A 20,803-nucleotide genomic window follows, 5' to 3' on the forward strand; every position below is an offset into this window, starting at 1 on the left:
CCCGCCCGGGGGGGGGGTTTGGTTCTGCGCCCGCCGCCCCACCGGCGGGGGGCGGGGGGGGGGGGGGGGGGGGGCCCCCCGGGGCCCCCCCCCCGGGGCGGGGGGGCCCCCGGGGGGGGGGGGCCCCCCGGCACCGTCACTCGGCCGGCTCCCGCTCCGCCACGGCCGCCGTCAACGACTCCACCAGTGCCGTGCGGTCGGCCGCGTGGTCGTGCAGCCACCGCCCCAGCCAGTGGTCCGCGTCCGGCAGCACCAGACGCACGTGGCGCGCACGGACCGACAGCGCCTCCCGCACGGCCCGGGTCGTCTCCGCCGGGATCACCGTGTCGGTACCGGGGACCACCAGGACCGCCCGGCCCTCGTACGCGGCGAGGGCCTCCAGGGCGGCGGAGGTCCGCCAGCTGTCCGGGGTGCGGATGATCTCCGAGAAGCGGCCGTCGCCGTCACCGAACGGCACCTCCCAGGCCTCCGGGGCGTAGACGGCGGGCGCGCACAGGCCGACGGCGGCCACCCGGCGTCCGTAGTGCCGGGTCAGGTCCGCGACCGTCTGGCCGCTCATGCTGAAACCGACCGGGACCAGCGGATCGCCGGCCGGGACATGGGCGTCGAGCACCGCGACGGCCTGCTCGAAGCGCCGGCGCAGGCTCAGCTCCGCGAGCGCGCCCGTGCTGTCGCCGTGCCCGGAGAAGTCGAACGCCAGGGCGCGGAAGCCGTGGGCGGCGAAGTCGGCGACCAGTGGCAGCAGCCGTTCCTTGCTGCCGTTGCCGGCACCGTGCAGCAGGATGACGGTGGCCCGGCCCGCCGGTCCGGCGCTCACGCCGCTGAGCCGTTCGCCGTCGTACGCGTAGCTGAAACCGGTGAGTTCGTCCATGCGGGCCATTCACTCACGCCGGTCCCGAGCCCCGAAAACCGGATGCACCCACCGTTACGCTTTACCTACGCTGGGCGAACGGCAGCGGAGCGGCGAACCTCCGCCCCGACCCGCACTCCGCCCGAAGGAGGTCCGTCATGCGTGGCACCCTCGCGACCGGCACCGCCGTCCTCGTGCTCCTCGGCTGCGGCGACCACCTGTGGTGGCTCGCCGCCGTGGCCCTGCTCTACCTGTACGCGACACACGCGCGCGGCTCGCCCGGGACGGCCCCGCCGGCCGGCCCGGCCACCCCGCCCGACAGCTACCGGGCCTACCGCGAGCGCCGGGACCGCCAGGCCGGATGGGAACGGCGCTACCGCCGCGAACGGCCCGCCGAGGCCCGGCGCCAGGACCGCGAGAAGGACCGCGGGCAGGGCCGGACCTGAGCCGGTGGCCCGGTCACAGACCCGGGGCGCCCCACACCGGGAACCAGCGGCCCAGGTCCGGCTCGATCCGCAGGTCGTCGCCGAGCGTCGCCCGCACCTGGAGCTCCAGCGCGCTGTCCCGCCGCCCGCCGCCACCGGGCAGCGGGGCGAACGGGTAGAACGCGCCGCGCTTGTACAGGTAGACGAGGGCCAGCGCGCGGCCGGAGTCGTCCCTGAAGCCGGCCAGGGAGCACAGCAACTGCGGGCCGAAACCGTTGGCCTCCATGGCCGTGTTCACCGCGTGCAGGTCCCCCACGAGCTGCGGCAGCCCGTCGGGGGACCGGTGCGACACCAGCCAGGAGTAGCCGTACTCGTCCCGGCGCAGCTCCACCGGCGGTCCGGTGCGCTCGTTGTCCGCGTCCAGCAGCGCCCGTACCTCGCGGTGGGTCTGCTCGAAGGCGGCCCCCTCCACGCTGGCGAAGCACACCGCGCCGTCGCCGGTCGCCGTGAAACCGGCCGCCACCTCGAGCGTGACGGCGGCGGACGGCAGCGCGAACAGCCGGTCCAGGTCCGGCGCGACCGGTCTCGTACGGCCCAGCAGGATGTCCAGCAGCCCCACCGCTCAGCCCGTCCGGTCCGGGCGGGCGGGCTCGCCCAGCTCCGCCGAGATCCGGCCGAGCTGCTCCAGCCGCTGCTCCAGGGCCGGGTGGGTGGAGAAGAACCGCTCCAGGCCGCCCTTCCCGCCGGTCGCCGGGGTGAAGTAGAAGGCGTTGAACGCCTGGACCGTGCGCAGGTCCTCGGCCGGGATGCGGGCGATGTCACCGGAGACCTTGGTGAGCGCCGCCGCCAGCGCCGAGGGCCGCCCGGTCAGGAGCGCCGCCGCGCGGTCCGCCGCCAGCTCCCGGTACCGGGACAGCGCCCGGATCAGCAGGAAGCTGATCGCGTACACGGCCAGCGAGACACCCAGTACGGCGGCGAGCACGGCGGCCGTGTTCTGGTCCCGGCGCCCCCCGCCCAGGATCTGCGAGTAGAGGGCGAAGCGCACGACCAGACCGGCGAGCACCCCGAGGAACGACGCGATCGTGATCACGGCGACGTCCTTGTGCCGCACGTGCGACAGCTCGTGCGCCAGCACGCCCTCCAGCTCCGCGGCGTCCAGCCGGCGCAGCAGCCCCGTGGTCACGCAGACCACGGCGTGCTCCGGACTGCGCCCGGTCGCGAACGCGTTCGGCATGTCCATCGCGGACACCGCGACCGCCGGCTTGGACAGGTCGGCCATCGCGCACAGCCGGTCCACCACCGCGTGCAGCTCCGGGTACTCCTCGCGGTCGACGACCCGCCCGCGCATCGCGAACATGGCGATCCGGTCGGAGAACCAGAACTGCGCCACGAACATCGCCCCGATCAGGACGACGACCAGGACCCAGGACCGCAGCAGCACGATCAGCGCGGCGACGAACCCCACGTACACCAGCCCGAGCAGGAACAGCGTCAGACCCATCCGCACGGTCAGGCGCCGGTCGCTCCGGAAACGGCTCTGCATGCTGCATCACCCCGCACTGAGGCACTCGCTCCGCATCCAGTGTGCACCCGCGGTCCCCATGAAGCGGTCGCGAACGGGCCCAGGACCGGCAAAGGGCGCCCGGCCGGCTCCGCCCGGGGGAACGGCCCCCCCGGGCGGTCCCGGGTCAGTAGGAGGAGCGCGCCTGCGCGTAGCCCAGCAGCACGATCACCACGGCCACGCAGCCGAGCACCACGACCGTCGACACCCACGACGAGCGGCGCGGCGCCGGGTCGGGGTCGGCGCGGAAGGGCGCCGGGTCCGGCGGGTTCTCCCGCCAGCGGGCGGCCAGCATCCGGGCCCGCGCGGAGGGCTCCTTGTGCTCGGCCGCGTTCGCCCACCTGTGATCGAACTCGCGCTCCCAGTCGTTCCGTTCCGACATCCCCGTGCACCCTCTCTCGTCCGGCAGAGCCTGGAGGGATGATCCCCCGACAATAGGAAGTCCGGGAAGCGCGAAAGGTTGCCCTTCGGCCACGGACCGGCCGGCCGGGCACACCGCTGCGGACGGCCTCCCCCCGCACCGACGACAGGGCCCCGCCGCTCTCCGTACGGAGAGGAGCGGGGCCCTGTCGGCGCTCGGGGTCGACCGTCACACGTCGAAGTACAGCTCGAACTCGTGCGGGTGCGGGCGGAGCTGGAGGGGGGCGATCTCGTTGGTGCGCTTGAAGTCGATCCACGTCTCGATCAGGTCGGGCGTGAACACGTCGCCCTGGAGGAGGAACTCGTGGTCGGCCTCCAGGCGGTCCAGGACCGCGCCGAGGGAGGTCGGGACCTGGGCCACGTTCGCGTGCTCCTCGGGAGCCAGCTCGTAGAGGTCCTTGTCGATCGGCTCGGCCGGCTCGATCTTGTTCTTGATGCCGTCCAGGCCCGCGAGCAGCAGCGCGGAGAAGGCCAGGTACGGGTTGCCGGAGGAGTCCGGGGCGCGGAACTCGACGCGCTTGGCCTTCGGGTTGGAGCCCGTGATCGGGATACGCATCGCCGCGGAGCGGTTGCGCTGCGAGTACACCAGGTTGATCGGCGCCTCGAAGCCCGGCACCAGGCGGTGGTAGGAGTTCACCGTCGGGTTGGTGAAGGCCAGCAGCGACGGGGCGTGCTTGAGGATGCCGCCGATGTAGTAACGGGCGGTGTCCGACAGGCCCGCGTAACCGGCCTCGTCGTAGAACAGCGGGTCGCCGTTGCTCCACAGGGACTGGTGCACGTGCATGCCCGAGCCGTTGTCACCGAAGATCGGCTTCGGCATGAAGGTCGCGGTCTTGCCGTTGCGCCAGGCGATGTTCTTCACGATGTACTTGAAGAGCTGGAGGTCGTCGGCGGCGGAGAGCAGCGTGTTGAACTTGTAGTTGATCTCCGCCTGGCCGGCGGTGCCCACCTCGTGGTGCTGGCGCTCGACCTTCAGGCCGGACCGCTCGAGCTCCAGGGAGATCTCGGCGCGCAGGTCGGCGAAGTGGTCGACCGGCGGGACCGGGAAGTAACCGCCCTTGTAGCGAACCTTGTACCCGCGGTTGTCCTCCAGCGCACCGGTGTTCCAGGCGCCCGCCTCGGAGTCGATGTGGTAGAAGGACTCGTTCTCGGCGGTCCGGAAGCGCACGGAGTCGAAGACGTAGAACTCCGCCTCGGGACCGAAGTACGCGGTGTCCGCGATACCGGTCGAGGCGAGGTAGGCCTCCGCCTTCTTCGCCACGTTGCGCGGGTCACGGGAGTACTGCTCGCCCGTGATCGGGTCGTGGATGAAGAAGTTGATGTTGAGGGTCTTGTCCCGGCGGAACGGGTCGATCCGCGCGGTGGACAGGTCGGGCCGCAGGGCCATGTCCGACTCGTGGATGGCCTGGAAACCGCGGATCGAGGACCCGTCGAACGCCTGCTCGGCGTCCGGGTCGAACGCCTCGGCGGGCAACGTGAAGTGCTGCATGACGCCCGGCAGGTCGCAGAATCGGACGTCGACGAACTTGACGTCCTCGTCCGCGATGTACTTCTTGGCCTCGTCGGCGTTCTGGAACATCCAGCTCCTCCTACTCCCGACCGTCGGCGCCGGGGTGGTAGATCGTTCGTGCGGCCAGTGCGGTGGCACACGGTGGTCTCGACCCTATGGACGGGTGATTTCTCGGGCGTGACTCGTTTGTTTCGCAGAAGTTAACCAACCTCCTGTCCACCGTAGCGCCGGTCACACCCCTGTGCTGTGCCCGGAACCGGGCACAGTACCGTGGACGGGTGGACAACAGGCAGGTACTCGGATCGTGGCTCTCCGGCCCCCGCGCGGCCATGGAGGACGCGGGCGCCGACCTCGGATACCGCGGCGAGCAACTCGGTCTCCCGGAGGACGGGCCGAACTCGATCGCACGTCCCGGCCGGCGGCTCGGCGCCCTCGCCGTGGACTGGGCCCTGTGCGTGCTGATCGCATACGGCCTGATCACCCACGGCTACGGCCCCGCCACCAGCAACTGGGCACTCGGGGTCTTCTTCGTCCTGAGCGCCCTGACCGTCGGCACGGTCGGCTTCACCCCGGGCAAGCGCCTGTTCGGCATCCGGGTCGTCGCCTTGGAGACCGGCACCGTCAGCCCCGGACGCTCGCTGCTGCGCACGGTCCTGCTCTGCCTCGCGATCCCCGCCCTCGTCTGGGACCGGGACGGCCGCGGCCTCCACGACCGGCTCGCCCGTACGGTCGAAGTCCGCCTCTGACCCCGACCGCCGGCCGTCCCCACCCGCACGCCTCCTGCCTGCCGGGCCGCACGTGACGCGTGGTGCCGACGTCACCCGTCTGCCCGACGCCACCGGCCTGTCGGGCGACATCCGACGCCCCTCACCGCACACCACCCGCTCGCCGGGCACCCGGATGCCCAAGGCCAGCCGCCGGCCCCCGGCGCCCCATTCCCGGACACCACCCGGATGCGGGATGCAGACGGTCTGCCGGGCCGCACCTGACCCGTGGTGCCGAACGCCACCCGTTCGCTCGCTGGCACCCGACGCCGGCCGCCCGACGCCCCCCGCCTGCCCGGCGTCGTCCGGCACCCGGCGCCCGCCGGACACTCTCCGCCTCCCCGGCGGCCCCGGGCACCGGCCCCGGCACTCGCCGCCCGCCCGGCAGCTTCCGCTGCGCGCTTCCCGCCGCCGGGCACCCGGATGCCCAAGGCCACCCGCCTGCCCGGTGGCACCCGTCCCCGGACACCACCCGGACGCTGACTGCCTGCCGGGCCGCACCCGACCCGTGGTGCTGAACGCCACCCATCTGCTCGGCGGCATCCGACGCCGACCGCCCGGCGCCACCGGCCTGTCGGGCGGCCCCGAAGCCCCTCACCGGCCACGATGCGCCTGCCGGGCAAGGTCGCCCGCCAGGCGGCATCCCGGCGTCCGCCGCCGGACACCCGGACACCCACGGCCCCCGCCTGCCCGGTGCCCCCCGGCATCCGTCCCCGGACATCACCGGATGCCGGATGCCTGCCGGGCCGCACGTGACCCGCAGTGCCGGATGCCACCCATTTGCTCGACGGCACCCGACACCGACCGCCCGATGCCACTCGCCTGCCCGACGGCACCCCGTGCGCGGTGTCGGACAGCCCCGCCTCCCGGCGGCACCCGGCACCCGGCACCCGCACCCGGCGTCCGCCGGACACCCCGCCCGGCGGCCCCCGGCCCCCGGCCCCCGGCACCCGCACCCGGCGTCCGCCGGACACCCCGCCCGGCGGCGCCCGGTCCCCGGTGCTCACCGCCCGCCGCCGGACACCCCGCCCGGCGGCGCCCGGTCCTCGGTGCTCACCGCCCGCGGCTGGACACCCCGCCCGGCGGCGCCCGGTCCTCGGTGCTCACCGCCCGCCGCCGAACACCCCGCTCCCTGGCGCCCCCCGCCCGTCCGCCGACGCACCCGGCGCCCCCCGCCCGCCCCCCCCGCGGCAGCCGCAGTTGGGGGTCAGGGCCGGTGCAGGACCTCGGTCAGTGCGCTGCGCAGCTTCGTGTCCGGGTCCGGGGCCGTGCCCGGGGTGCGCCAGGCCACGAATCCGTCCGGGCGTACCAGCACCGCCCCGTCGACCGTGACGCCGTGGGCCGTAGCCCAGTCGCCGTCCTCCATGTCGTACGTGAGCGCGGCGTCCGCGCCGGCGCCGACCCGGTACGCCACGAGCGGCACGCCGTCCGCGGCGGCGCGCAGGGCGGCGGCGTGCCAGGCGGCGCCGGCCGCCGACCCGGCGTCGCACAGCAGCACCGGTGACCGCTCGTAGAGGTCGAGCGTGGAGATCCGCTCACCCGCGCGGCGCAGCCACAGGTGGGGGGCCCGGCTGCCCGGCTCCCCGGTCAGCCGCAGCCCATCGGGCACGACCGGCCGGTCCGGGTCGGCGCCGACGACGGCGCCCTTGGGGTAGCGGTAGCCGAGGACCACGTTGAGGATGCCGCCGCGCTTGCCGCCGCCGATGCCGGGCGCCGGCGCGAAACCGGGGTGGCTGTGCTCGACCGAGCGGGCCGAGGCGCGGGCGCTGGTCGCCAGGGCCACCGGCCGGCGCTCGGTGTCGTACGTCCCCAGCAGCCCGGGCCCGGCCCAGCCGCCGAGCACGGCGGCCAGCTTCCAGGCCAGGTTGTGGGCGTCCTGGATGCCGGTGTTGGAGCCGAACGCGCCGGTCGGGGACATCTCGTGGGCGGAGTCGCCGGCGAGGAACACCCGGTCGGCCGCATACCGTTCGGCCACCCGTTCGGCGGCCCGCCAGGACGCCTTCCCGGTGATCTCGACGTCGAGGTCCGGCGCGCCGACCGCGTGCCGGATGTGCCGCTGGAGCCGCTCCTCGGTGAACTCCTCCAGCGTCTCGCCGTGCTCGGGGTGCCAGGGGGCGTGGAAGACCCAGTTCTCCTTGTTGTCGACGGGCAGCAGCGCCCCGTCGCCCCCCGGGTCGGTGAGGTAGCAGCAGATGAAGCGCCGGTCGCCGACGACGTCGGCGAGCAGCTTCGACCGGAAGGTGACGCTCACGTTGGCGAAGAGGTCGCCGGGGCCCTGCTGCCCGATGCCGAGCCGGCCCCGGACGGGGCTGCGCGGGCCGTCGGCCGCGACCAGGTAGTCCGCGCGGACGGTGTACATCCGGTCGCTGTCACGGTCCCGGACGTACGCCGTCACTCCTTCGGGGTCCTGCGAGAACGACTCCAGCTCGTGGAAGTAGCGCAGGTCGCCGCCGAGCGCGCGGGCCCCCTTCACGAGGACCGGTTCCAGGTCGTTCTGGCTGCACAGGCACCATCCCGTGGGGCTGAACCGCGCGAGCCCGCCGCCCGGGTCGATCTCCTTGAACAGCCACTCCCCGGCGTCGCCGGCCAGGGACGGGGTCTGGAGGATGCCGTGGTTCTCCGCGAGGAGCGAGGCCGCCTCCTTGATGCCGGGCTCGACGCCGGCCCCCCGGAACAGCTCCATCGTCCGCACGTTGTTGCCGCGTCCGCGTGGGTGGACCGAGGTCCCGGAGTGCCGCTCGACGAGCATGTGCCGTACGCCGAGACGGCCCAGGAACAGGGACATGGACAGGCCCACCAGGGAGCCGCCCACGACGAGGACGGGAACCTGGTGATCGGCTTTCTGCTGCATCAAGGCTCCTGAGGCAGGGGTGGGGTGTGGGGCGTGTCGGAGTGTCCATGCCCGGTGCGGGGGGTTCCGCGTGCGCAATCACCCGCGTGGTTCACGCGAGTCGCGCGCATCGGGGGACCGGCACAGGATCAGAAAGCGCTGACGTCGCGTCATCGGCGGCCGGCGTTCGGCTCTGCCCCCCGTGAAGGAGATGTGCGCAGTATGACCACCACGTCGGAAAAGGTTTCGGAACAGCTGACGCGACACGTGTCGAAGCGGGTCTCCCAGTCCGTGTTCGACGGCTCCCGCCTCCGGGTCGTCCTGCTGGTGGACGTACACGACGGCGCCCAGCAGCAGTTCCTGGAGGCCTACGAACAGCTGTGCAACCAGGTGGCGTCCGTGCCCGGGCACGTCAGCGACCAGCTGTGCCAGTCGATCGAGAACCCCTCCCAGTGGCTCATCACCAGCGAGTGGGAGAGCGCCCCGCCGTTCCTCGCCTGGGTCAACAGCGAGGAGCACGTGCGGATGGTGGAGCCGCTGCACAGCTGCGTGCGCGACACCCGCTCGCTGCGCTTCCACGTCGTCCGCGAGACCGGCACCGACACCGCCGCGGCCAGCGCGGCCCAGCGCCGGCTCCAGACGTCCCCGCGGATCGGTGACGGCATCATCCGGCACGCGCTCACCTTCACGGTGAAGCCGGGCAGCGAGTCGCGGGTCGCGAAGATCCTCGCGGACTACGCCTCGCCCGAGGCCCGCGTCGACGAGACCACCCGCCTGATGCGCACCTCCCTGTTCATGCACGGCAACCGGGTCGTGCGGGCCATCGAGGTCCGCGGCGACCTGCTCGCCGCACTGCGCCACGTCGCCCGCCAGCCCGAGGTCCGGGCCGTCGAGGAGGCCATCAACCCGTACCTGGAGCAGGAGCGGGACCTCGACGACCAGGAGTCCGCGCGGGTGTTCTTCACCCGGGCGGCGCTGCCGGCCGTCCACCACGTCAGCGCGGACGAGCTGCCCGAGGGCGAGCGGTACGCGCTGTACTACCCCGCCCGGCCGGGTCTCGGGATGCAGCTGGCCGAGCTGCTCGCCCGGCAGGACGAGGACGCGGCGGAGGACCCGGGCAGCCCGGTCCTGCGCAGCACGATCTTCCAGCGTGACGACGTCGTCGTCCGGCTGATCGACGTGCGCCCCGGCCCGGGCGCCGACGCAGCCCTGCCGCGACGCGCGGCGCAGGCCCCGCTGGACGCCCTGCTGGACGGCGACGCCGTCCGCATGGAACTCATCACCGACCGCCGCTCGCCGGTCGCCTGACTGTCAGGCGCAGCACACCACGGAGGAACGTCGTGATCAAACCCCTTCCGAAGATCGTGGACCTCAGCGAGGTCGAGCACAACACCCGGCGCGGCGGTGACCTGCGCGCCATGCTCACCCCGGCCACGGTGGGCTCCACCAGCGGCTTCATGGGCGTGGCCCTGATCCGGCCCGGCGACCGCATCGGCGAGCACTACCACCCGTACTCCGAGGAGTTCGTGTACGTCGTCTGCGGGGAGCTGGAGGTGGACCTGGACGGCGAGCCGCACCCGCTCCGGCCGGAGCAGGGGCTGATGATCCCCGTCAACATGCGCCACCGGTTCCGCAACGTGGGCGACGTGGAGGCGCGGATGGTCTTCCACCTCGGTCCGCTGGCCCCGCGCCCCAGCCTGGGACACGTCGACACGGAGGAGACGGAGGTCATCGGGGCCGCCGCGGTGGTCACGGAGTCCGCTGCCGCCGGTGCCGCCCGCGGCCGGGACCAGGTCCGGTCATGACCCGGCGCGTGGCGGTCACTGGCATAGGCATCGTCGCCCCGGGCGGCATCGGCGTACCGGCCTTCTGGGACCTGCTCGCCAACGGCCGGACCGCGACGCGGGGCATCACCTTCTTCGACCCCTCGGGACTGCGCTCGCGGATAGCGGCGGAGTGCGACTTCGACCCGGCGGCACACGGCCTGGACGAGGAGCAGGCCGCCCGCGCGGACCGGTACATCCAGTTCGCGCTGGTCGCCGGGGCGGAGGCGGTCCGTGACTCGGGCCTCGACCTGGCCCGGGAGGACCCGTGGCGGGTCGGGGTGTCCTTGGGCACCGCGGTCGGCGGCACCACCCGGCTGGAGCACGACTACGTCCTGGTCAGCAGCCGCGGGGAGCGCTGGGACGTCGACCACCGGCAGGCGGAGCCGTACCTGCACCGGGCGTTCTCGCCCAGCACGGTCGCCTCCGCGGTGGCGGAACGGTTCGGCGCTCAGGGCCCGGTGCAGACCGTCTCCACCGGCTGCACCTCCGGCCTCGACGCGGTCGGGTACGCCTTCCACACCGTCGAGGAGGGCCGGGCGGACATCTGCATAGCGGGTGCCTCGGACTCCCCGATCTCCCCGATCACCATGGCCTGCTTCGACGCGATCAAGGCCACGTCCCCCAACAACGACGACCCCGCCCACGCCTCCCGGCCCTTCGACAACAACCGTGACGGGTTCGTCATGGGCGAGGGCGGCGCGGTGCTCGTCCTGGAGGAGCTGGAACACGCCCGGGCCCGCGGCGCCCACGTGTACTGCGAACTGGGTGGCTACGCCACCTTCGGCAACGCCTACCACATGACCGGGCTGACCAGCGAGGGCCTGGAGATGGCGCGGGCCATCGAACTGGCCCTCGACCACGCCCGGCTGGACCCGACGGCGATCGACTACGTCAACGCCCACGGCTCCGGCACCCGGCAGAACGACCGCCATGAGACGGCGGCCGTGAAGCGGGCGCTCGGCCCGCACGCCTACGACACCCCGATGAGCTCCATCAAGTCGATGGTGGGCCACTCCCTCGGGGCGATCGGGGCCATCGAGGTGGTCGCCTGTGTGCTGGCCCTGGCCGAGCAGGCCGTACCGCCGACCGCCAACTACGACACCCCCGACCCCGAGTGCGACCTGGACTACGTCCCGCGCGTCGCCCGCGAACGGAAGCTCTCCAGCGTCCTGTCCGTGGGCAGCGGGTTCGGGGGTTTCCAGTCCGCCGTGGTCCTGACCCGGACGAGGGAGAGGACACCATGAGCGAACCGCACGGCCGGCGCGCGGCCGTCACCGGCATCGGGGTGGTCGCGCCGAACGGCACCAGCACCGACACCTTCTGGAAGGCCACCCAGGAAGGCATCAGCGTCCTGGACCGGGTCACCCGCGAGGGCTGTGAACACCTTCCGCTGAAGGTGGCCGGCGAGGTCCGCGGCTTCGACCCGGCGGCGACGATCGAGGAGCGCTTCCTCGTCCAGACCGACCGGTTCACGCACTTCGCCATGGCCGCGGCGGACTTCGCCCTGGACGACGCGCGGCTCGGTGAGGCCGACGCCGCCGGGGCGCCGTACTCCATCGGCGTGGTGACGGCGGCCGGCTCCGGCGGCGGCGCGTTCGGCCAGCGCGAACTCCAGCGGCTGTGGAGCAAGGGCAGCCGGTTCGTCGGCCCCTACCAGTCCATCGCCTGGTTCTACGCCGCCAGCACCGGCCAGATCTCCATCCGCCGCAAGTTGAAGGGCCCCTGCTCGGTCGTCGCCTCCGACGAGGCCGGCGGCCTGGACGCCCTGGCGCACGCGGCACGGGCGGTGCGGCGCGGCACCGACGTGATCGTGGCCGGCTCCACCGAGGCGCCGCTCGCGCCGTACTCGGTGGTCTGCCAGCTCGGATACCAGGAGCTGAGCACCGTGGCCGACCCGTCCCGCGCCTACCGCCCCTTCACCGAGGACGCCTGCGGGTTCGTGCCGGCCGAGGGCGGCGCCATGCTCGTGGTGGAGGCGGAGACGGCCGCCCGGGAACGCGGCGCGGACGTCCGCGCCTACCTCGCGGGACACGCGGCGACCTTCACCGGCGCCTCCCGCTGGGCGGAGTCCCGGGAGGGGCTCGCCCAGGCGATCAGGGGCGCGCTCGCCGAGGCGCACTGCGCCCCCGAGGAGGTCGACGTGGTCTTCGCCGACGCCCTCGGGGTACCGGAGGCCGACCGCGCCGAGGCGCTGGCCATCGCCGACGTCCTCGGCGCGCACGGCCGGCGCGTACCCGTCACGGCGCCCAAGACCGGGACCGGCCGCGGCTACTGCGCGGCACCGGTGCTGGACACCGCGGCGGCCGTGCTCGCACTGGAGCACGGCCTGATCCCGCCCACCCCGGGTGTCGTGGCCGTCTGCCACGACCTCGACCTCGTGACCGGCCGCGCCCGCCCCGCCGGGCTGCGTACGGCGCTGGTCCTCAGCCGGGGCCTGATGGGGTCGAACTCGGCGCTCGTCCTGCGCCACGCCGCCGGGTGAGCCGCACACACCAGCTGCCCAGCAGCACAGGAGAAAGGAATCGCCATGAGTGACCGCATCACCGTGGAAGAGCTGTCCGAACTCATGAAGAAGGCCGCCGGAGTCACCGTCTCCGCGGAAGAGCTCCAGCAGCGGTACGACTCCGGCTTCGACGCCCTCGGCGTCGACTCGCTCGGCCTGCTCGGCATCGTCGGCGAGCTGGAGAACCGGCACGGAGCGCCCATGCCGACCGACGCGGAGCGTTCCAGGACGCCCCGCCAGTTCCTCGACCTCGTCAACAGCGCACTGCCCGCGGGAGCCTGACATGACCGGACACACCCAGAACGAGATCACCATCGCCGCCCCCGTCGACCTGGTCTGGGACATGACCAACGACGTCGCGAACTGGCCGCGGCTGTTCAGCGAGTACGCCCGGGCCGACATCCTCTCCCAGGAGGGGAACAAGGTCACCTTCCGCCTCACCATGCACCCCGACGAGAACGGCACGGTGTGGAGCTGGGTCTCGGAGCGAGAGACCGACCGCGATGGGCTGAGCGTCACCGCCCGCCGCATCGAGACCGGCCCCTTCGCCCACATGGACATCCGCTGGGAGTACGAGGAGGTGCCCGAGGGCACGCGGATGGTCTGGACGCAGGACTTCGCCATGAAGCCCGACGCGCCCGTGGACGACGCCTGGATGACCGACAACATCAACAAGAACTCCAAGGTCCAGCTGGAGCTGATCCGGGACCGGATCGAGAAGGCGGCCGCCGGCCACCGGCCCGCCCCGGCCCTGGCCGACTGAGCCGGACGACAGGAGAAGACCGTGCACCAGGCCCTGATCGTCGCCCGCATGGCCCCCGGTTCCGCCTCCGACATCGCCAAGGTGTTCGGGGAGTCCGACCGGGGGGAGCTGCCGCACCTCGTCGGTGTCGTCCGGCGCAGCCTCTTCCAGTTCGGTGACGTGTACATGCATCTCGTCGAGTCCGAGCGGGAACCGGGACCGGCCATCGCCAAGGTCACCTCGCACCCCGAGTTCGTCGAGGTCAGCGAGCGCCTGTCGGCGTACGTCAGCGCGTACGACCCGCAGACCTGGCGGTCCCCGAAGGACGCGATGGCGCGGCGCTTCTACCTCTGGGAGCGCGACGCCGGAGCGTGAGCCACCCCGTCCGGCCACCGGTGCCGGGCCCGCGTCCGACGCGGGCCCGGCACCGGTGTCGCGCGCGGGGCGTCCGCTCACGCGGAGACCGTGCAGTCGAACGCGTGCAGGTAGGGGTTGACGGGCCGGATGTCACCGACGGCCAGGCCCGCGCGCTCCAGCCGCGCGACCATGCTGGTGGTGGTGTGCTTGGCCCCGCCCACGTTGAGCAGCAGCAGCAGGTCCATGGCGGTGCTGAACCGCATCGACGGGGTGTCGTCGACGAGGTTCTCGATGACCACGACCCGGGTGCCGGGGCCGCCCGCCTCCACCACGTTGCGCAGCAGCCGGGTGGTGGACTCGTCGTCCCACTCCAGGATGTTCTTGATGATGTAGACGTCCGCCTCGACCGGGACGGACACGCGGACGTCGCCGGGCACGATCCGCGCCCGATCGGCCAGGTCGCCGCCCTCGCGCAGCCGCGGCACGGCGTTCTCCACCACCCGGGGCAGGTCCAGCAGGTAACCGCGCATCGCCGGGTACTTGTCCAGCAGGCTCGCCACCACGTGGCCCTGCCCGCCGCCGAGGTCCGCGACGGAGGTGGCGCCGGACAGGTCCAGCAGCGCGGCGACGTCGCGCGCCGACTGTTCGCTGGAGGTGGTCATCGCGCGGTTGAAGACGTCCGCCGACTCGGGGGCGTCCTCGTTCAGGTAGACGAAGAACTCCTTGCCGTAGAGGTCCTCGACGACGTTGCGGCCGGAGCGGACCGCCTCGTCCAACCGCGGCCAGGCGTCCCAGGTCCACGGCTCGGTGCACCACAGGGAGATGTAGCGCAGGCTGTTGGGGTCGTCCTCGCGCAGCAGCCGGGACATCTCGGTGTGGGCGAACGTCCCGTCCGGCCGCTCGGCGAAGACGCCGTAGCAGGACAGGGCGCGCAGCAGCCGGCGCAGTGGCTTGGGCTCGGCCCGCACCGCGGTCGCCAGGTGCTCCACCGACTGGGGGACGTCGCCGAGTACGTCGGCGACGCCCAGCCGGGCGGCGGCGCGGACGGCGGCGGCACAGGCCGCCCCGAACACGAGCTCTCGCAGGCGCATCGACGGCGGCGGGGCGGGGGTCGCCCCCTGCCCGGCCGGTGCCGACAGCTCGGGGGATGGTGCGGTCATGTGCCGCCTTCCTTCCTTGTGTGGGTGGGTACTACGGCTGTCCGGTCAGCACAGTCCCGCGGGCTTGGAGGCCCGGCAGGAGTTACCGCTGAAGGTGTTCTTCCGCTTGGCGGGCTCCTGGTTCACCAGGTCGGCCGGGGTGTTGTCCGACAGGTGGTTGCCGGTGATCCGGTTCTGTTCGCTGCCGGCGCCCACGAAGCTCTTGAACAGGACGATGCCGCCCGACAGCGGGGACTTCCCCGAGTGACCGACGACCGTGTTCCCCGTCACCAGCGCCTTCTCGGTGCCGGTCAGCACGATGCCGGTGCCCTTCAGGTAGGGCAGCCGGGCGGTCTTGGGGCAGTACTTGTTGTTCCGCTCCAGCCGGTTGTCGCGCACGGTCAGCGCGCCCGCCCGCGGCTTGTTCTCGTCGCCGACGACGAAGACGCCGGCGCAGTTGGCGGTGAGGTAGTTGCCGGCGACGGTGAGGTTGCGCAGCCGGCGGACGGTGATGCCGATGCGGTTGTCCTCGAGGTGGTTGCCGGCGACCAGCGCGCCCTTGGTGTCGGTGGCGCCCTGCTCGGCCTTCACGTTGTTGGCGAGGAACAGGCCGGCGTCGCCGTTGCCCCGGGCGGTGTTGTCCTCGAAGACACCGCGGGTGGAGTGCTCCTGGGCGATGCCCCACTGCCCGTTGTCGTCGGCGGTCACCCGGCGCACGGTGAGGTGGTCGGTGCCCATGGACCACAGGCCGTTGTGGGCGAAGCCGGTCACCTTCAGCTGGGCGACCGTGACGTCCCGCAGGGCCTTGTCCTTCCACCCGACGACGCAGACGCCGTTGCCGCTGCCGAGGCAGGTGACGGCGGCCTTCGCCGGGGCGGCGGCGGGCTTCGCGGCCGGCCGGAGCACCGTCCGGTCGCCCGCGCCGCGCAGGGTCAGGCCCGGCGTCCGGACGGTGACGCTCTCGCGGTAGGTGCCGGCGCGGACGAGCACGGTGTCGCCGGACCGGGCGGCGTCCACCGCCTTCTGGATCGACTCACCCGGATGCACGACGAGGGTCCGGTGGGCGGCCGACGCCGGGCTGGTGCCGGCGAACGTGCCGAGGAGGGCTGCGGCGCACGCGAGGTACGAGATATGGCGTTTTTTCACACCACGAAGGCTAGGAGCGCATGACCCGATTACCTGGTGGATGCTCCGTTCGGCGGCGTGTTGGCCGGAGACGGGGGAGCGACCCGCCCGGGCGTCCGGGGAACTGCCGTGCGGACTGCTAGCTTCGCCAGCGGTCCGAGGGCCCCGGGCCGTCCCGGGGCGGTGCGGGGCCATGGCTGCGAGCGGAGGCAACGGTGACCGGTACCACGGAAGACCCGCACGGCGCGGCGGCCGAGCCCCTCGGACGCCGGACATTCCTGGCGTCGGCGGCCCTGGCCGCCGCCGCCCAGGTCCCGGCCGCGGACCCGGCGCGGGCCGCCGACCCGGACCCGGCCGGAGGCCCCGGACAGACCGGCGGGCTCCCGGAGTGCGGGCCGCCCGCCCGGCCCGGCTGCCGGTCCGTGGCGGGACTGCTCGCCGTGCCCCGGGCGGACCGCGGCGTCGCCTGGCTGCGGCAGGCCCTGGAGGCGGCCGTGGCACTCGAACTCGCCACGCTCCCGCCGTACCTGTGCGCCTGGTGGTCCGTCCGCGACCGCCGGAGCGAGACCGCCCGGTTGATCCGGCGCGTCATCGGCGACGAGATGTACCACCTGGGCGTGGTCTGCAACCTGCTCGTGGCCGTGGGCGGCCGGCCCCGAATCAGGGAGGCGGCGCCCACCTACCCCGGACCGCTGCCCGGCGGTGTGCGCGGCGGGCTGAAGGTGTACCTGTCCGGGCTCACCCGGACCTTCGTGCACGACGTGATGATGGCGATCGAGGCCCCCGACACACCGCTCGCCCGCACTGACCGCTCGCCCAGCATCGGGGACTTCTACGGCGACCTGGGGAAGGCGTTCCGTGAGGCGGCGCCGGAGCTGTCGGCGCGCGGCCAGCTGTCCAGCCGCATCGGCTCCGACGAGCTGACTCCGGTGAAGACCCTCGACGACGTCGAGCGCTGCCTCGAGATCGTCAAGGAGCAGGGGGAGGGGACCGAGAGTTCCCCCGCCGACTCCTTCCAGGACGACCACCCGGCGCACTACTACGCCTTCGCCGAGATCTACCACGGCCGGCAGCTGCGCCCGGACGCCCGGGGCTGGTCCTTCACCGGCGCGTCCGTGCCCTTCCCCGACGCCCGCCCCATGGCGCGCGTCCCGGCCGGCGGCTGGCCCCACCCGGCGCAGCGGGTCCGGCAGCTCCTGGACCGGTTCGACGACACGTACGCCACCGTGCTGGACAAGCTGGAGGCGGCCTGGTCGGGCGGCGGTCAGAGCGCCATGGGCGCGGCCGTCCACGCCATGCGCGCGATGGAGGAGCCCGCCGTGGAGCTGATGGAGATCACCATCCCGGACGCCCCGGGCAACTACGGCCCCCAGTTCCGCCGCCCCTGAACCGCGCGGGCCCGGCCCGGAACGACGCCGGCCCCGGCGGCCCCTGTCAGGGGCGGCGCGGGGCCGGGCTGTCGTGCGGGTGGCGGACGGGGTGCTCAGCGGCCGCGCGGCCCGCCCTTGGGGAGCTTCATGCCCTTCGGCATCGGGCCCTTGGGCAGGGGCAGTTTGCTCATCGGGTCACCCAGGGCACGCAGCCGGTCGTTGGTGGCCGTGACCTGCGGGCCGGTGAGCACGCGGGGGAGCTTCAGCATGGTCGTGCGGAGCTTCTTCAGCTCGACCTGGCCCTCGCCGGTGCCGACGATCAGGTCGTGCACCGGGGCGTCCGCGACGATGCGGTTCATCTTCTTCTTCTCGGCGGCCAGCAAAACCTTCACCCGGTTGGGGTTGCCCTCGGCGACCAGCACGATGCCGGCCTTGCCGACCGCCCGGTGCACCACGTCCTGGCTGCGGTTCATCGCCACCGCCGGAGTCGTCGTCCAGCCGCGGCCGACGTTGTCCAGCACGGCCGCCGCGGCACCCGGCTGCCCCTCCATCTGGCCGAACGCCGCCCGCTCGGCCCGGCGGCCGAACACGACGGCCGACGCCAGCAGGGCGATCAGCAGACCGAAGACACCCAGGTAGACCGGGTGGCCGATCAGGAAGCCGATCGCGAGGAAGACACCGAGCGTGCCGATGCCGACGGCCGCGAGCACCAGGCCGATCGTCTTGTCGGCCTTGCGGGTCATCTTGTACGTGAGGGCGATCTGCTTCAGTCGCCCGGCATTCGCGGCGTCCGCCGCGGGTTCCTTCCTCGCCATGCCACGAAGTCTACGTGCCCCCGGGAGCGCGGACGACGGCAGTGCCCGGCGGGGCCGCCGGGGGAGCGGCGGTCAGTGACGGGTGGTGGCCTGCTCCAGGAACCGCTGGGCCTCGACCCGGTCCTTGGCGCGGCGGCGGTCCTCCAGGACGGAGGTCCAGGCGTTGCGGCGGGCGGTGCGCTGACCACCGCTCATCAGCAGCGACTCGACGGCCCGCAGGGCGTCGGTGAAGGACGGGATCGCGGTGGCGTGTACCGGAGCGTCCTGCATGGTCGGGGTCCCCCCTGGAAGTGGATGGTGTACGGGGCGTGATACCAGAGTCACTGTTCGGTGTTACCAGGGCGTGTCCGACGGGTCAAACGCCCATGAACCCGAATGCGTCGCCCCGTGAACGCCGACGCGGCCCTGACGGGTGTCCTCATCAGCGAGGACGGTCAGGGCCGCGGCGACTCGGCCACTACCGGCCGGTAAGTGCTTGTGCGTGAATTCACACAGTCTGTCTCGGGACGTCACGCAGCGGGTCTCACACGGCCTGGGCCGCGGTGTACGCGCCGCGCTTCTCCACCGCCATCTGGTAGAGGCGGCCGGCACGGTAGGAGGAGCGCACCAGCGGACCGGACATCACACCGGAGAAGCCGATCTGCTCGGCCTCCTCCTTGAGCTCCACGAACTCGTGCGGCTTCACCCAGCGCTCGACCGGGTGGTGGCGCACGGACGGGCGCAGGTACTGGGTGATGGTGATCAGCTCGCAGCCCGCCTCGTGCAGCTGCCGCAGCGCCTCGCTCACCTCCTCGCGGGTCTCGCCCATGCCGAGGATCAGGTTGGACTTGGTGACCAGGCCGAAGTCGCGCGCCTCGGTGATGACCTTCAGGGACCGCTCGTACCGGAAGCCGGGGCGGATCCGCTTGAAGATCCGGGGGACCGTCTCGACGTTGTGCGCGAAGACCTCGGGCCGGGCGGAGAAGACCTCCGCCAGCTGCTCGGGGACCGCGTTGAAGTCGGGCGCCAGCAGCTCGACCTTGGTCCGGCCGGCCTCCCGGTCCGCCGTCTGCCGGTGGATCTCGCGCACGGTCTCGGCGTACAGCCAGGCGCCGCCGTCCTCCAGGTCGTCGCGGGCGACGCCGGTGATGGTGGCGTAGTTCAGGTCCATGGTGACCACGGACTCGCCGACCCGGCGCGGCTCGTCCCGGTCCAGCGCCTCGGGCTTGCCGGTGTCGATCTGGCAGAAGTCGCAGCGCCGCGTGCACTGGTCGCCGCCGATGAGGAAGGTCGCCTCGCGGTCCTCCCAGCACTCGTAGATGTTCGGGCAGCCGGCTTCCTGGCAGACCGTGTGCAGGCCCTCGCTCTTCACGAGGCTCTGCATCTTGGTGTACTCGGGGCCCATTTTCGCCCGGGTCTTGATCCACTCGGGCTTGCGCTCGATGGGGGTCTGGCTGTTGCGGACCTCCAGGCGCAGCATCTTGCGTCCGTCGGGTGCGACTGCGGACACGACCGGCTCCCTAGCGATTGATTCTTCGGCGTTCCCCAGGGTACGCCCGTTGATTTCATGGCCGGCGCGGACGCCGTCCTCGGGGGCGGGCCGCGCTTACGCGGACGCCCTCTCGATCACCCGTGGCTTGAGGTCCGCGTTCTCCAGGACGTCCCTGAGGTGGCCCTCGACCACCGGCAGGACCTCCTCCACCGTGACCTCCCGGCCCAGCTCGGCGGCGAGCGAGGTGACGCCCGCGTCGCGGATGCCGCACGGGATGATCCGGTCGAACCAGACGTTGTCCGGGTTCACGTTGAACGCGAAGCCGTGCATCGTGACGCCCTTGGCGACGCGGATGCCGATCGCGGCGATCTTGCGGTCCTCGCGCCGCTGGCCGGCGTTGGAGGGGGCGTACTCCGGGCCGTCGAGCCGGGGGTCGAACTCCTCGTCGGCCAGCCGGGGGTCGAGGTCCAGGGTGAGGCCGCCGGGCGCGGGGCGCCGCTCGACCGGGTCGCCGAGCACCCACACGCCGCTGCGGCCCTCCACCCGGGTGGTCTCCAGGCCGAAGTCGGCGCAGGCGCGGATGAGGGCCTCCTCCAGGCGCCGCACGTGCGCGACGACGTCCACCGGGCGGGGCAGCTTCTGGATCGGGTACCCCACCAGCTGGCCCGGGCCGTGCCAGGTGATCTTGCCGCCGCGGTCCACGTCGACGACCGGGGTGCCGTCCAGCGGGCGCTCGCTGTCCGCGGTGCGGCGGCCCGCCGTGTACACCGGGGGGTGTTCCAGGAGGAGGACGGTGTCCGGGACCTCGTCGGCGAACCGGGCCGCGTGCACCCGGCGCTGCTCGTCCCAGGCCTGCTGGTACTCGACGGCATCCGCGCCGAACCCCATACGGACGAACCGCAACTCACTCACGGCAAGCGCCTCCCTCGGTGACCGGTGTGTCAGGCGCGTGAAGCGCCCACGCCACTGTACGTCCGACCGGAGTACGTCAGCCCTGCGGGCGTTCCTCACACGATCGGATGAATGCCCAGCGAAATGTGCGACGGTCCGCTCACTCTCCGCTACATTCGCGCCGTTCGTGAGGCCATAAGGGCT

At 72.9% G+C, this 20,803-nt stretch carries 22 protein-coding genes; 10 read left to right on the forward strand and 12 right to left on the reverse strand.

The features are described 5' to 3' along the window. Positions 1-136: 136 nt before the first annotated feature. Positions 137-871 (reverse strand): alpha/beta hydrolase, encoded by a 735-nt coding sequence (locus ACIQVT_RS07635; protein WP_403749037.1) that lies wholly within the window; start codon positions 869-871, stop codon positions 137-139. 137 nt (positions 872-1,008) lie between these two features. Here ACIQVT_RS07635 and ACIQVT_RS07640 point away from each other — a divergent pair, with 137 nt between their 5' ends. Further along, positions 1,009-1,296 carry a hypothetical protein gene (locus ACIQVT_RS07640; protein WP_403749040.1) on the forward strand — a complete coding sequence of 96 codons (288 nt, stop codon included), beginning with the start codon at positions 1,009-1,011 and terminating at the stop codon, positions 1,294-1,296. A 13-nt stretch (positions 1,297-1,309) separates the two neighbouring features. On the opposite strand, the gene ACIQVT_RS07645 is transcribed toward ACIQVT_RS07640, so the two are convergent. The 4 genes from ACIQVT_RS07645 to glnA all read right to left on the reverse strand — a co-directional run bounded on the left by ACIQVT_RS07645 (position 1,310) and on the right by glnA (position 4,835). After that, entirely contained in the window at positions 1,310-1,894 is a 585-nt protein-coding gene (locus tag ACIQVT_RS07645) for a hypothetical protein (protein WP_403749041.1), read from the reverse strand. A gap of 3 nt (positions 1,895-1,897) precedes the next feature. After that, the gene (htpX, locus tag ACIQVT_RS07650) at positions 1,898-2,818 is read right to left on the reverse strand and encodes a zinc metalloprotease HtpX (RefSeq protein ID WP_403749042.1); all 921 of its coding nucleotides are present in this window, start codon (positions 2,816-2,818) and stop codon (positions 1,898-1,900) included. Between the two features lie 145 nt (positions 2,819-2,963). Continuing rightward, entirely contained in the window at positions 2,964-3,218 is a 255-nt protein-coding gene (locus ACIQVT_RS07655) for a hypothetical protein (RefSeq protein WP_403749044.1), read from the reverse strand. Between the two features lie 207 nt (positions 3,219-3,425). Continuing rightward, the gene (gene glnA / locus ACIQVT_RS07660) at positions 3,426-4,835 is read right to left on the reverse strand and encodes a type I glutamate--ammonia ligase (protein WP_403749047.1); all 1,410 of its coding nucleotides are present in this window, start codon (positions 4,833-4,835) and stop codon (positions 3,426-3,428) included. Positions 4,836-5,044: 209 nt separating this feature from the next. Between glnA and ACIQVT_RS07665 the strand changes: the two genes are divergently transcribed. Then, positions 5,045-5,512 (forward strand): RDD family protein, encoded by a 468-nt coding sequence (locus ACIQVT_RS07665; protein ID WP_403749049.1) that lies wholly within the window; start codon positions 5,045-5,047, stop codon positions 5,510-5,512. Positions 5,513-6,737: 1,225 nt separating this feature from the next. Here the strand turns inward: ACIQVT_RS07665 and ACIQVT_RS07670 are convergent. Beyond that, complete coding sequence (locus ACIQVT_RS07670) at positions 6,738-8,381, reverse strand: FAD-dependent oxidoreductase (RefSeq protein ID WP_403749051.1); 1,644 nt, start codon at positions 8,379-8,381, stop codon at positions 6,738-6,740. Between the two features lie 201 nt (positions 8,382-8,582). On the opposite strand from ACIQVT_RS07670, the gene ACIQVT_RS07675 reads away from it, so the two are divergent. Genes ACIQVT_RS07675 through ACIQVT_RS07705 form a run of 7 tightly spaced genes read left to right on the forward strand, consistent with a single transcriptional unit; the run spans position 8,583 to position 13,806 of the window. Next, entirely contained in the window at positions 8,583-9,668 is a 1,086-nt protein-coding gene (locus ACIQVT_RS07675) for a SchA/CurD-like domain-containing protein (RefSeq protein WP_403749053.1), read from the forward strand. 32 nt (positions 9,669-9,700) lie between these two features. Further along, complete coding sequence (locus ACIQVT_RS07680; protein WP_403749056.1) at positions 9,701-10,165, forward strand: cupin domain-containing protein; 465 nt, start codon at positions 9,701-9,703, stop codon at positions 10,163-10,165. Then, positions 10,162-11,430 (forward strand): beta-ketoacyl-[acyl-carrier-protein] synthase family protein, encoded by a 1,269-nt coding sequence (locus ACIQVT_RS07685; protein ID WP_403749059.1) that lies wholly within the window; start codon positions 10,162-10,164, stop codon positions 11,428-11,430. The genes ACIQVT_RS07680 and ACIQVT_RS07685 overlap by 4 nt, the downstream gene beginning before the upstream one ends. After that, entirely contained in the window at positions 11,427-12,668 is a 1,242-nt protein-coding gene (locus ACIQVT_RS07690) for a beta-ketoacyl synthase N-terminal-like domain-containing protein (RefSeq protein WP_403749061.1), read from the forward strand. The genes ACIQVT_RS07685 and ACIQVT_RS07690 overlap by 4 nt, the downstream gene beginning before the upstream one ends. A 45-nt stretch (positions 12,669-12,713) precedes the next feature. Further along, positions 12,714-12,971, forward strand: coding sequence for an acyl carrier protein (locus ACIQVT_RS07695; protein ID WP_121789137.1), 258 nt, complete (start codon positions 12,714-12,716; stop codon positions 12,969-12,971). 1 nt (position 12,972) lies between these two features. Then, on the forward strand, positions 12,973-13,452 hold the full coding sequence (locus ACIQVT_RS07700; RefSeq protein WP_403749065.1) for an SRPBCC family protein: 480 nt from the start codon (positions 12,973-12,975) through the stop codon (positions 13,450-13,452). A 21-nt stretch (positions 13,453-13,473) separates the two neighbouring features. After that, positions 13,474-13,806 carry a TcmI family type II polyketide cyclase gene (locus tag ACIQVT_RS07705; RefSeq protein WP_403749068.1) on the forward strand — a complete coding sequence of 111 codons (333 nt, stop codon included), beginning with the start codon at positions 13,474-13,476 and terminating at the stop codon, positions 13,804-13,806. A 77-nt stretch (positions 13,807-13,883) separates the two neighbouring features. Here ACIQVT_RS07705 and ACIQVT_RS07710 read toward each other — a convergent pair whose 3' ends face one another. Both ACIQVT_RS07710 and ACIQVT_RS07715 read right to left on the reverse strand, forming a co-directional pair. Further along, the gene (locus ACIQVT_RS07710) at positions 13,884-14,948 is read right to left on the reverse strand and encodes a methyltransferase (protein ID WP_403749072.1); all 1,065 of its coding nucleotides are present in this window, start codon (positions 14,946-14,948) and stop codon (positions 13,884-13,886) included. A gap of 45 nt (positions 14,949-14,993) precedes the next feature. Next, the gene (locus ACIQVT_RS07715) at positions 14,994-16,073 is read right to left on the reverse strand and encodes a nitrous oxide reductase family maturation protein NosD (RefSeq protein ID WP_403749075.1); all 1,080 of its coding nucleotides are present in this window, start codon (positions 16,071-16,073) and stop codon (positions 14,994-14,996) included. A 194-nt stretch (positions 16,074-16,267) separates the two neighbouring features. Between ACIQVT_RS07715 and ACIQVT_RS07720 the strand changes: the two genes are divergently transcribed. Further along, a complete protein-coding gene (locus ACIQVT_RS07720; protein ID WP_403749079.1) occupies positions 16,268-17,440 on the forward strand; it encodes a ferritin-like protein in 1,173 nt (390 codons plus the stop codon). Between the two features lie 95 nt (positions 17,441-17,535). Here ACIQVT_RS07720 and ACIQVT_RS07725 read toward each other — a convergent pair whose 3' ends face one another. From ACIQVT_RS07725 to lipB, 4 genes are all read right to left on the reverse strand, one after another. Continuing rightward, the gene (locus ACIQVT_RS07725; RefSeq protein WP_403749082.1) at positions 17,536-18,237 is read right to left on the reverse strand and encodes a DUF4191 domain-containing protein; all 702 of its coding nucleotides are present in this window, start codon (positions 18,235-18,237) and stop codon (positions 17,536-17,538) included. A 72-nt stretch (positions 18,238-18,309) separates the two neighbouring features. Continuing rightward, entirely contained in the window at positions 18,310-18,507 is a 198-nt protein-coding gene (locus ACIQVT_RS07730) for a hypothetical protein (RefSeq protein ID WP_403749085.1), read from the reverse strand. A 253-nt stretch (positions 18,508-18,760) separates the two neighbouring features. Further along, complete coding sequence (gene lipA / locus ACIQVT_RS07735; RefSeq protein ID WP_403749087.1) at positions 18,761-19,726, reverse strand: lipoyl synthase; 966 nt, start codon at positions 19,724-19,726, stop codon at positions 18,761-18,763. A 96-nt stretch (positions 19,727-19,822) separates the two neighbouring features. Beyond that, positions 19,823-20,620, reverse strand: coding sequence for a lipoyl(octanoyl) transferase LipB (gene lipB / locus ACIQVT_RS07740; RefSeq protein WP_403749090.1), 798 nt, complete (start codon positions 20,618-20,620; stop codon positions 19,823-19,825). Positions 20,621-20,803: the final 183 nt, after the last annotated feature.

This window comes from Streptomyces sp. NPDC100445 (assembly GCF_044759735.1).
Taxonomy (GTDB): Bacteria; Actinomycetota; Actinomycetes; order Streptomycetales; family Streptomycetaceae; genus Streptomyces.

Coding starts and splice junctions, on each gene's coding strand:
- ACIQVT_RS07635 (WP_403749037.1), bottom strand. CDS start 871: ATGGACGAACTCACCGGTTTCAGCTACGCGTACGACGGCGAACGGCTC.
- ACIQVT_RS07640 (WP_403749040.1), top strand. CDS start 1,009: ATGCGTGGCACCCTCGCGACCGGCACCGCCGTCCTCGTGCTCCTCGGC.
- htpX (WP_403749042.1), bottom strand. CDS start 2,818: ATGCAGAGCCGTTTCCGGAGCGACCGGCGCCTGACCGTGCGGATGGGT.
- ACIQVT_RS07655 (WP_403749044.1), bottom strand. CDS start 3,218: ATGTCGGAACGGAACGACTGGGAGCGCGAGTTCGATCACAGGTGGGCG.
- glnA (WP_403749047.1), bottom strand. CDS start 4,835: ATGTTCCAGAACGCCGACGAGGCCAAGAAGTACATCGCGGACGAGGAC.
- ACIQVT_RS07670 (WP_403749051.1), bottom strand. CDS start 8,381: ATGCAGCAGAAAGCCGATCACCAGGTTCCCGTCCTCGTCGTGGGCGGC.
- ACIQVT_RS07675 (WP_403749053.1), top strand. CDS start 8,583: ATGACCACCACGTCGGAAAAGGTTTCGGAACAGCTGACGCGACACGTG.
- ACIQVT_RS07685 (WP_403749059.1), top strand. CDS start 10,162: ATGACCCGGCGCGTGGCGGTCACTGGCATAGGCATCGTCGCCCCGGGC.
- ACIQVT_RS07690 (WP_403749061.1), top strand. CDS start 11,427: ATGAGCGAACCGCACGGCCGGCGCGCGGCCGTCACCGGCATCGGGGTG.
- ACIQVT_RS07695 (WP_121789137.1), top strand. CDS start 12,714: ATGAGTGACCGCATCACCGTGGAAGAGCTGTCCGAACTCATGAAGAAG.
- ACIQVT_RS07700 (WP_403749065.1), top strand. CDS start 12,973: ATGACCGGACACACCCAGAACGAGATCACCATCGCCGCCCCCGTCGAC.
- ACIQVT_RS07710 (WP_403749072.1), bottom strand. CDS start 14,948: ATGACCGCACCATCCCCCGAGCTGTCGGCACCGGCCGGGCAGGGGGCG.
- ACIQVT_RS07725 (WP_403749082.1), bottom strand. CDS start 18,237: ATGGCGAGGAAGGAACCCGCGGCGGACGCCGCGAATGCCGGGCGACTG.
- ACIQVT_RS07730 (WP_403749085.1), bottom strand. CDS start 18,507: ATGCAGGACGCTCCGGTACACGCCACCGCGATCCCGTCCTTCACCGAC.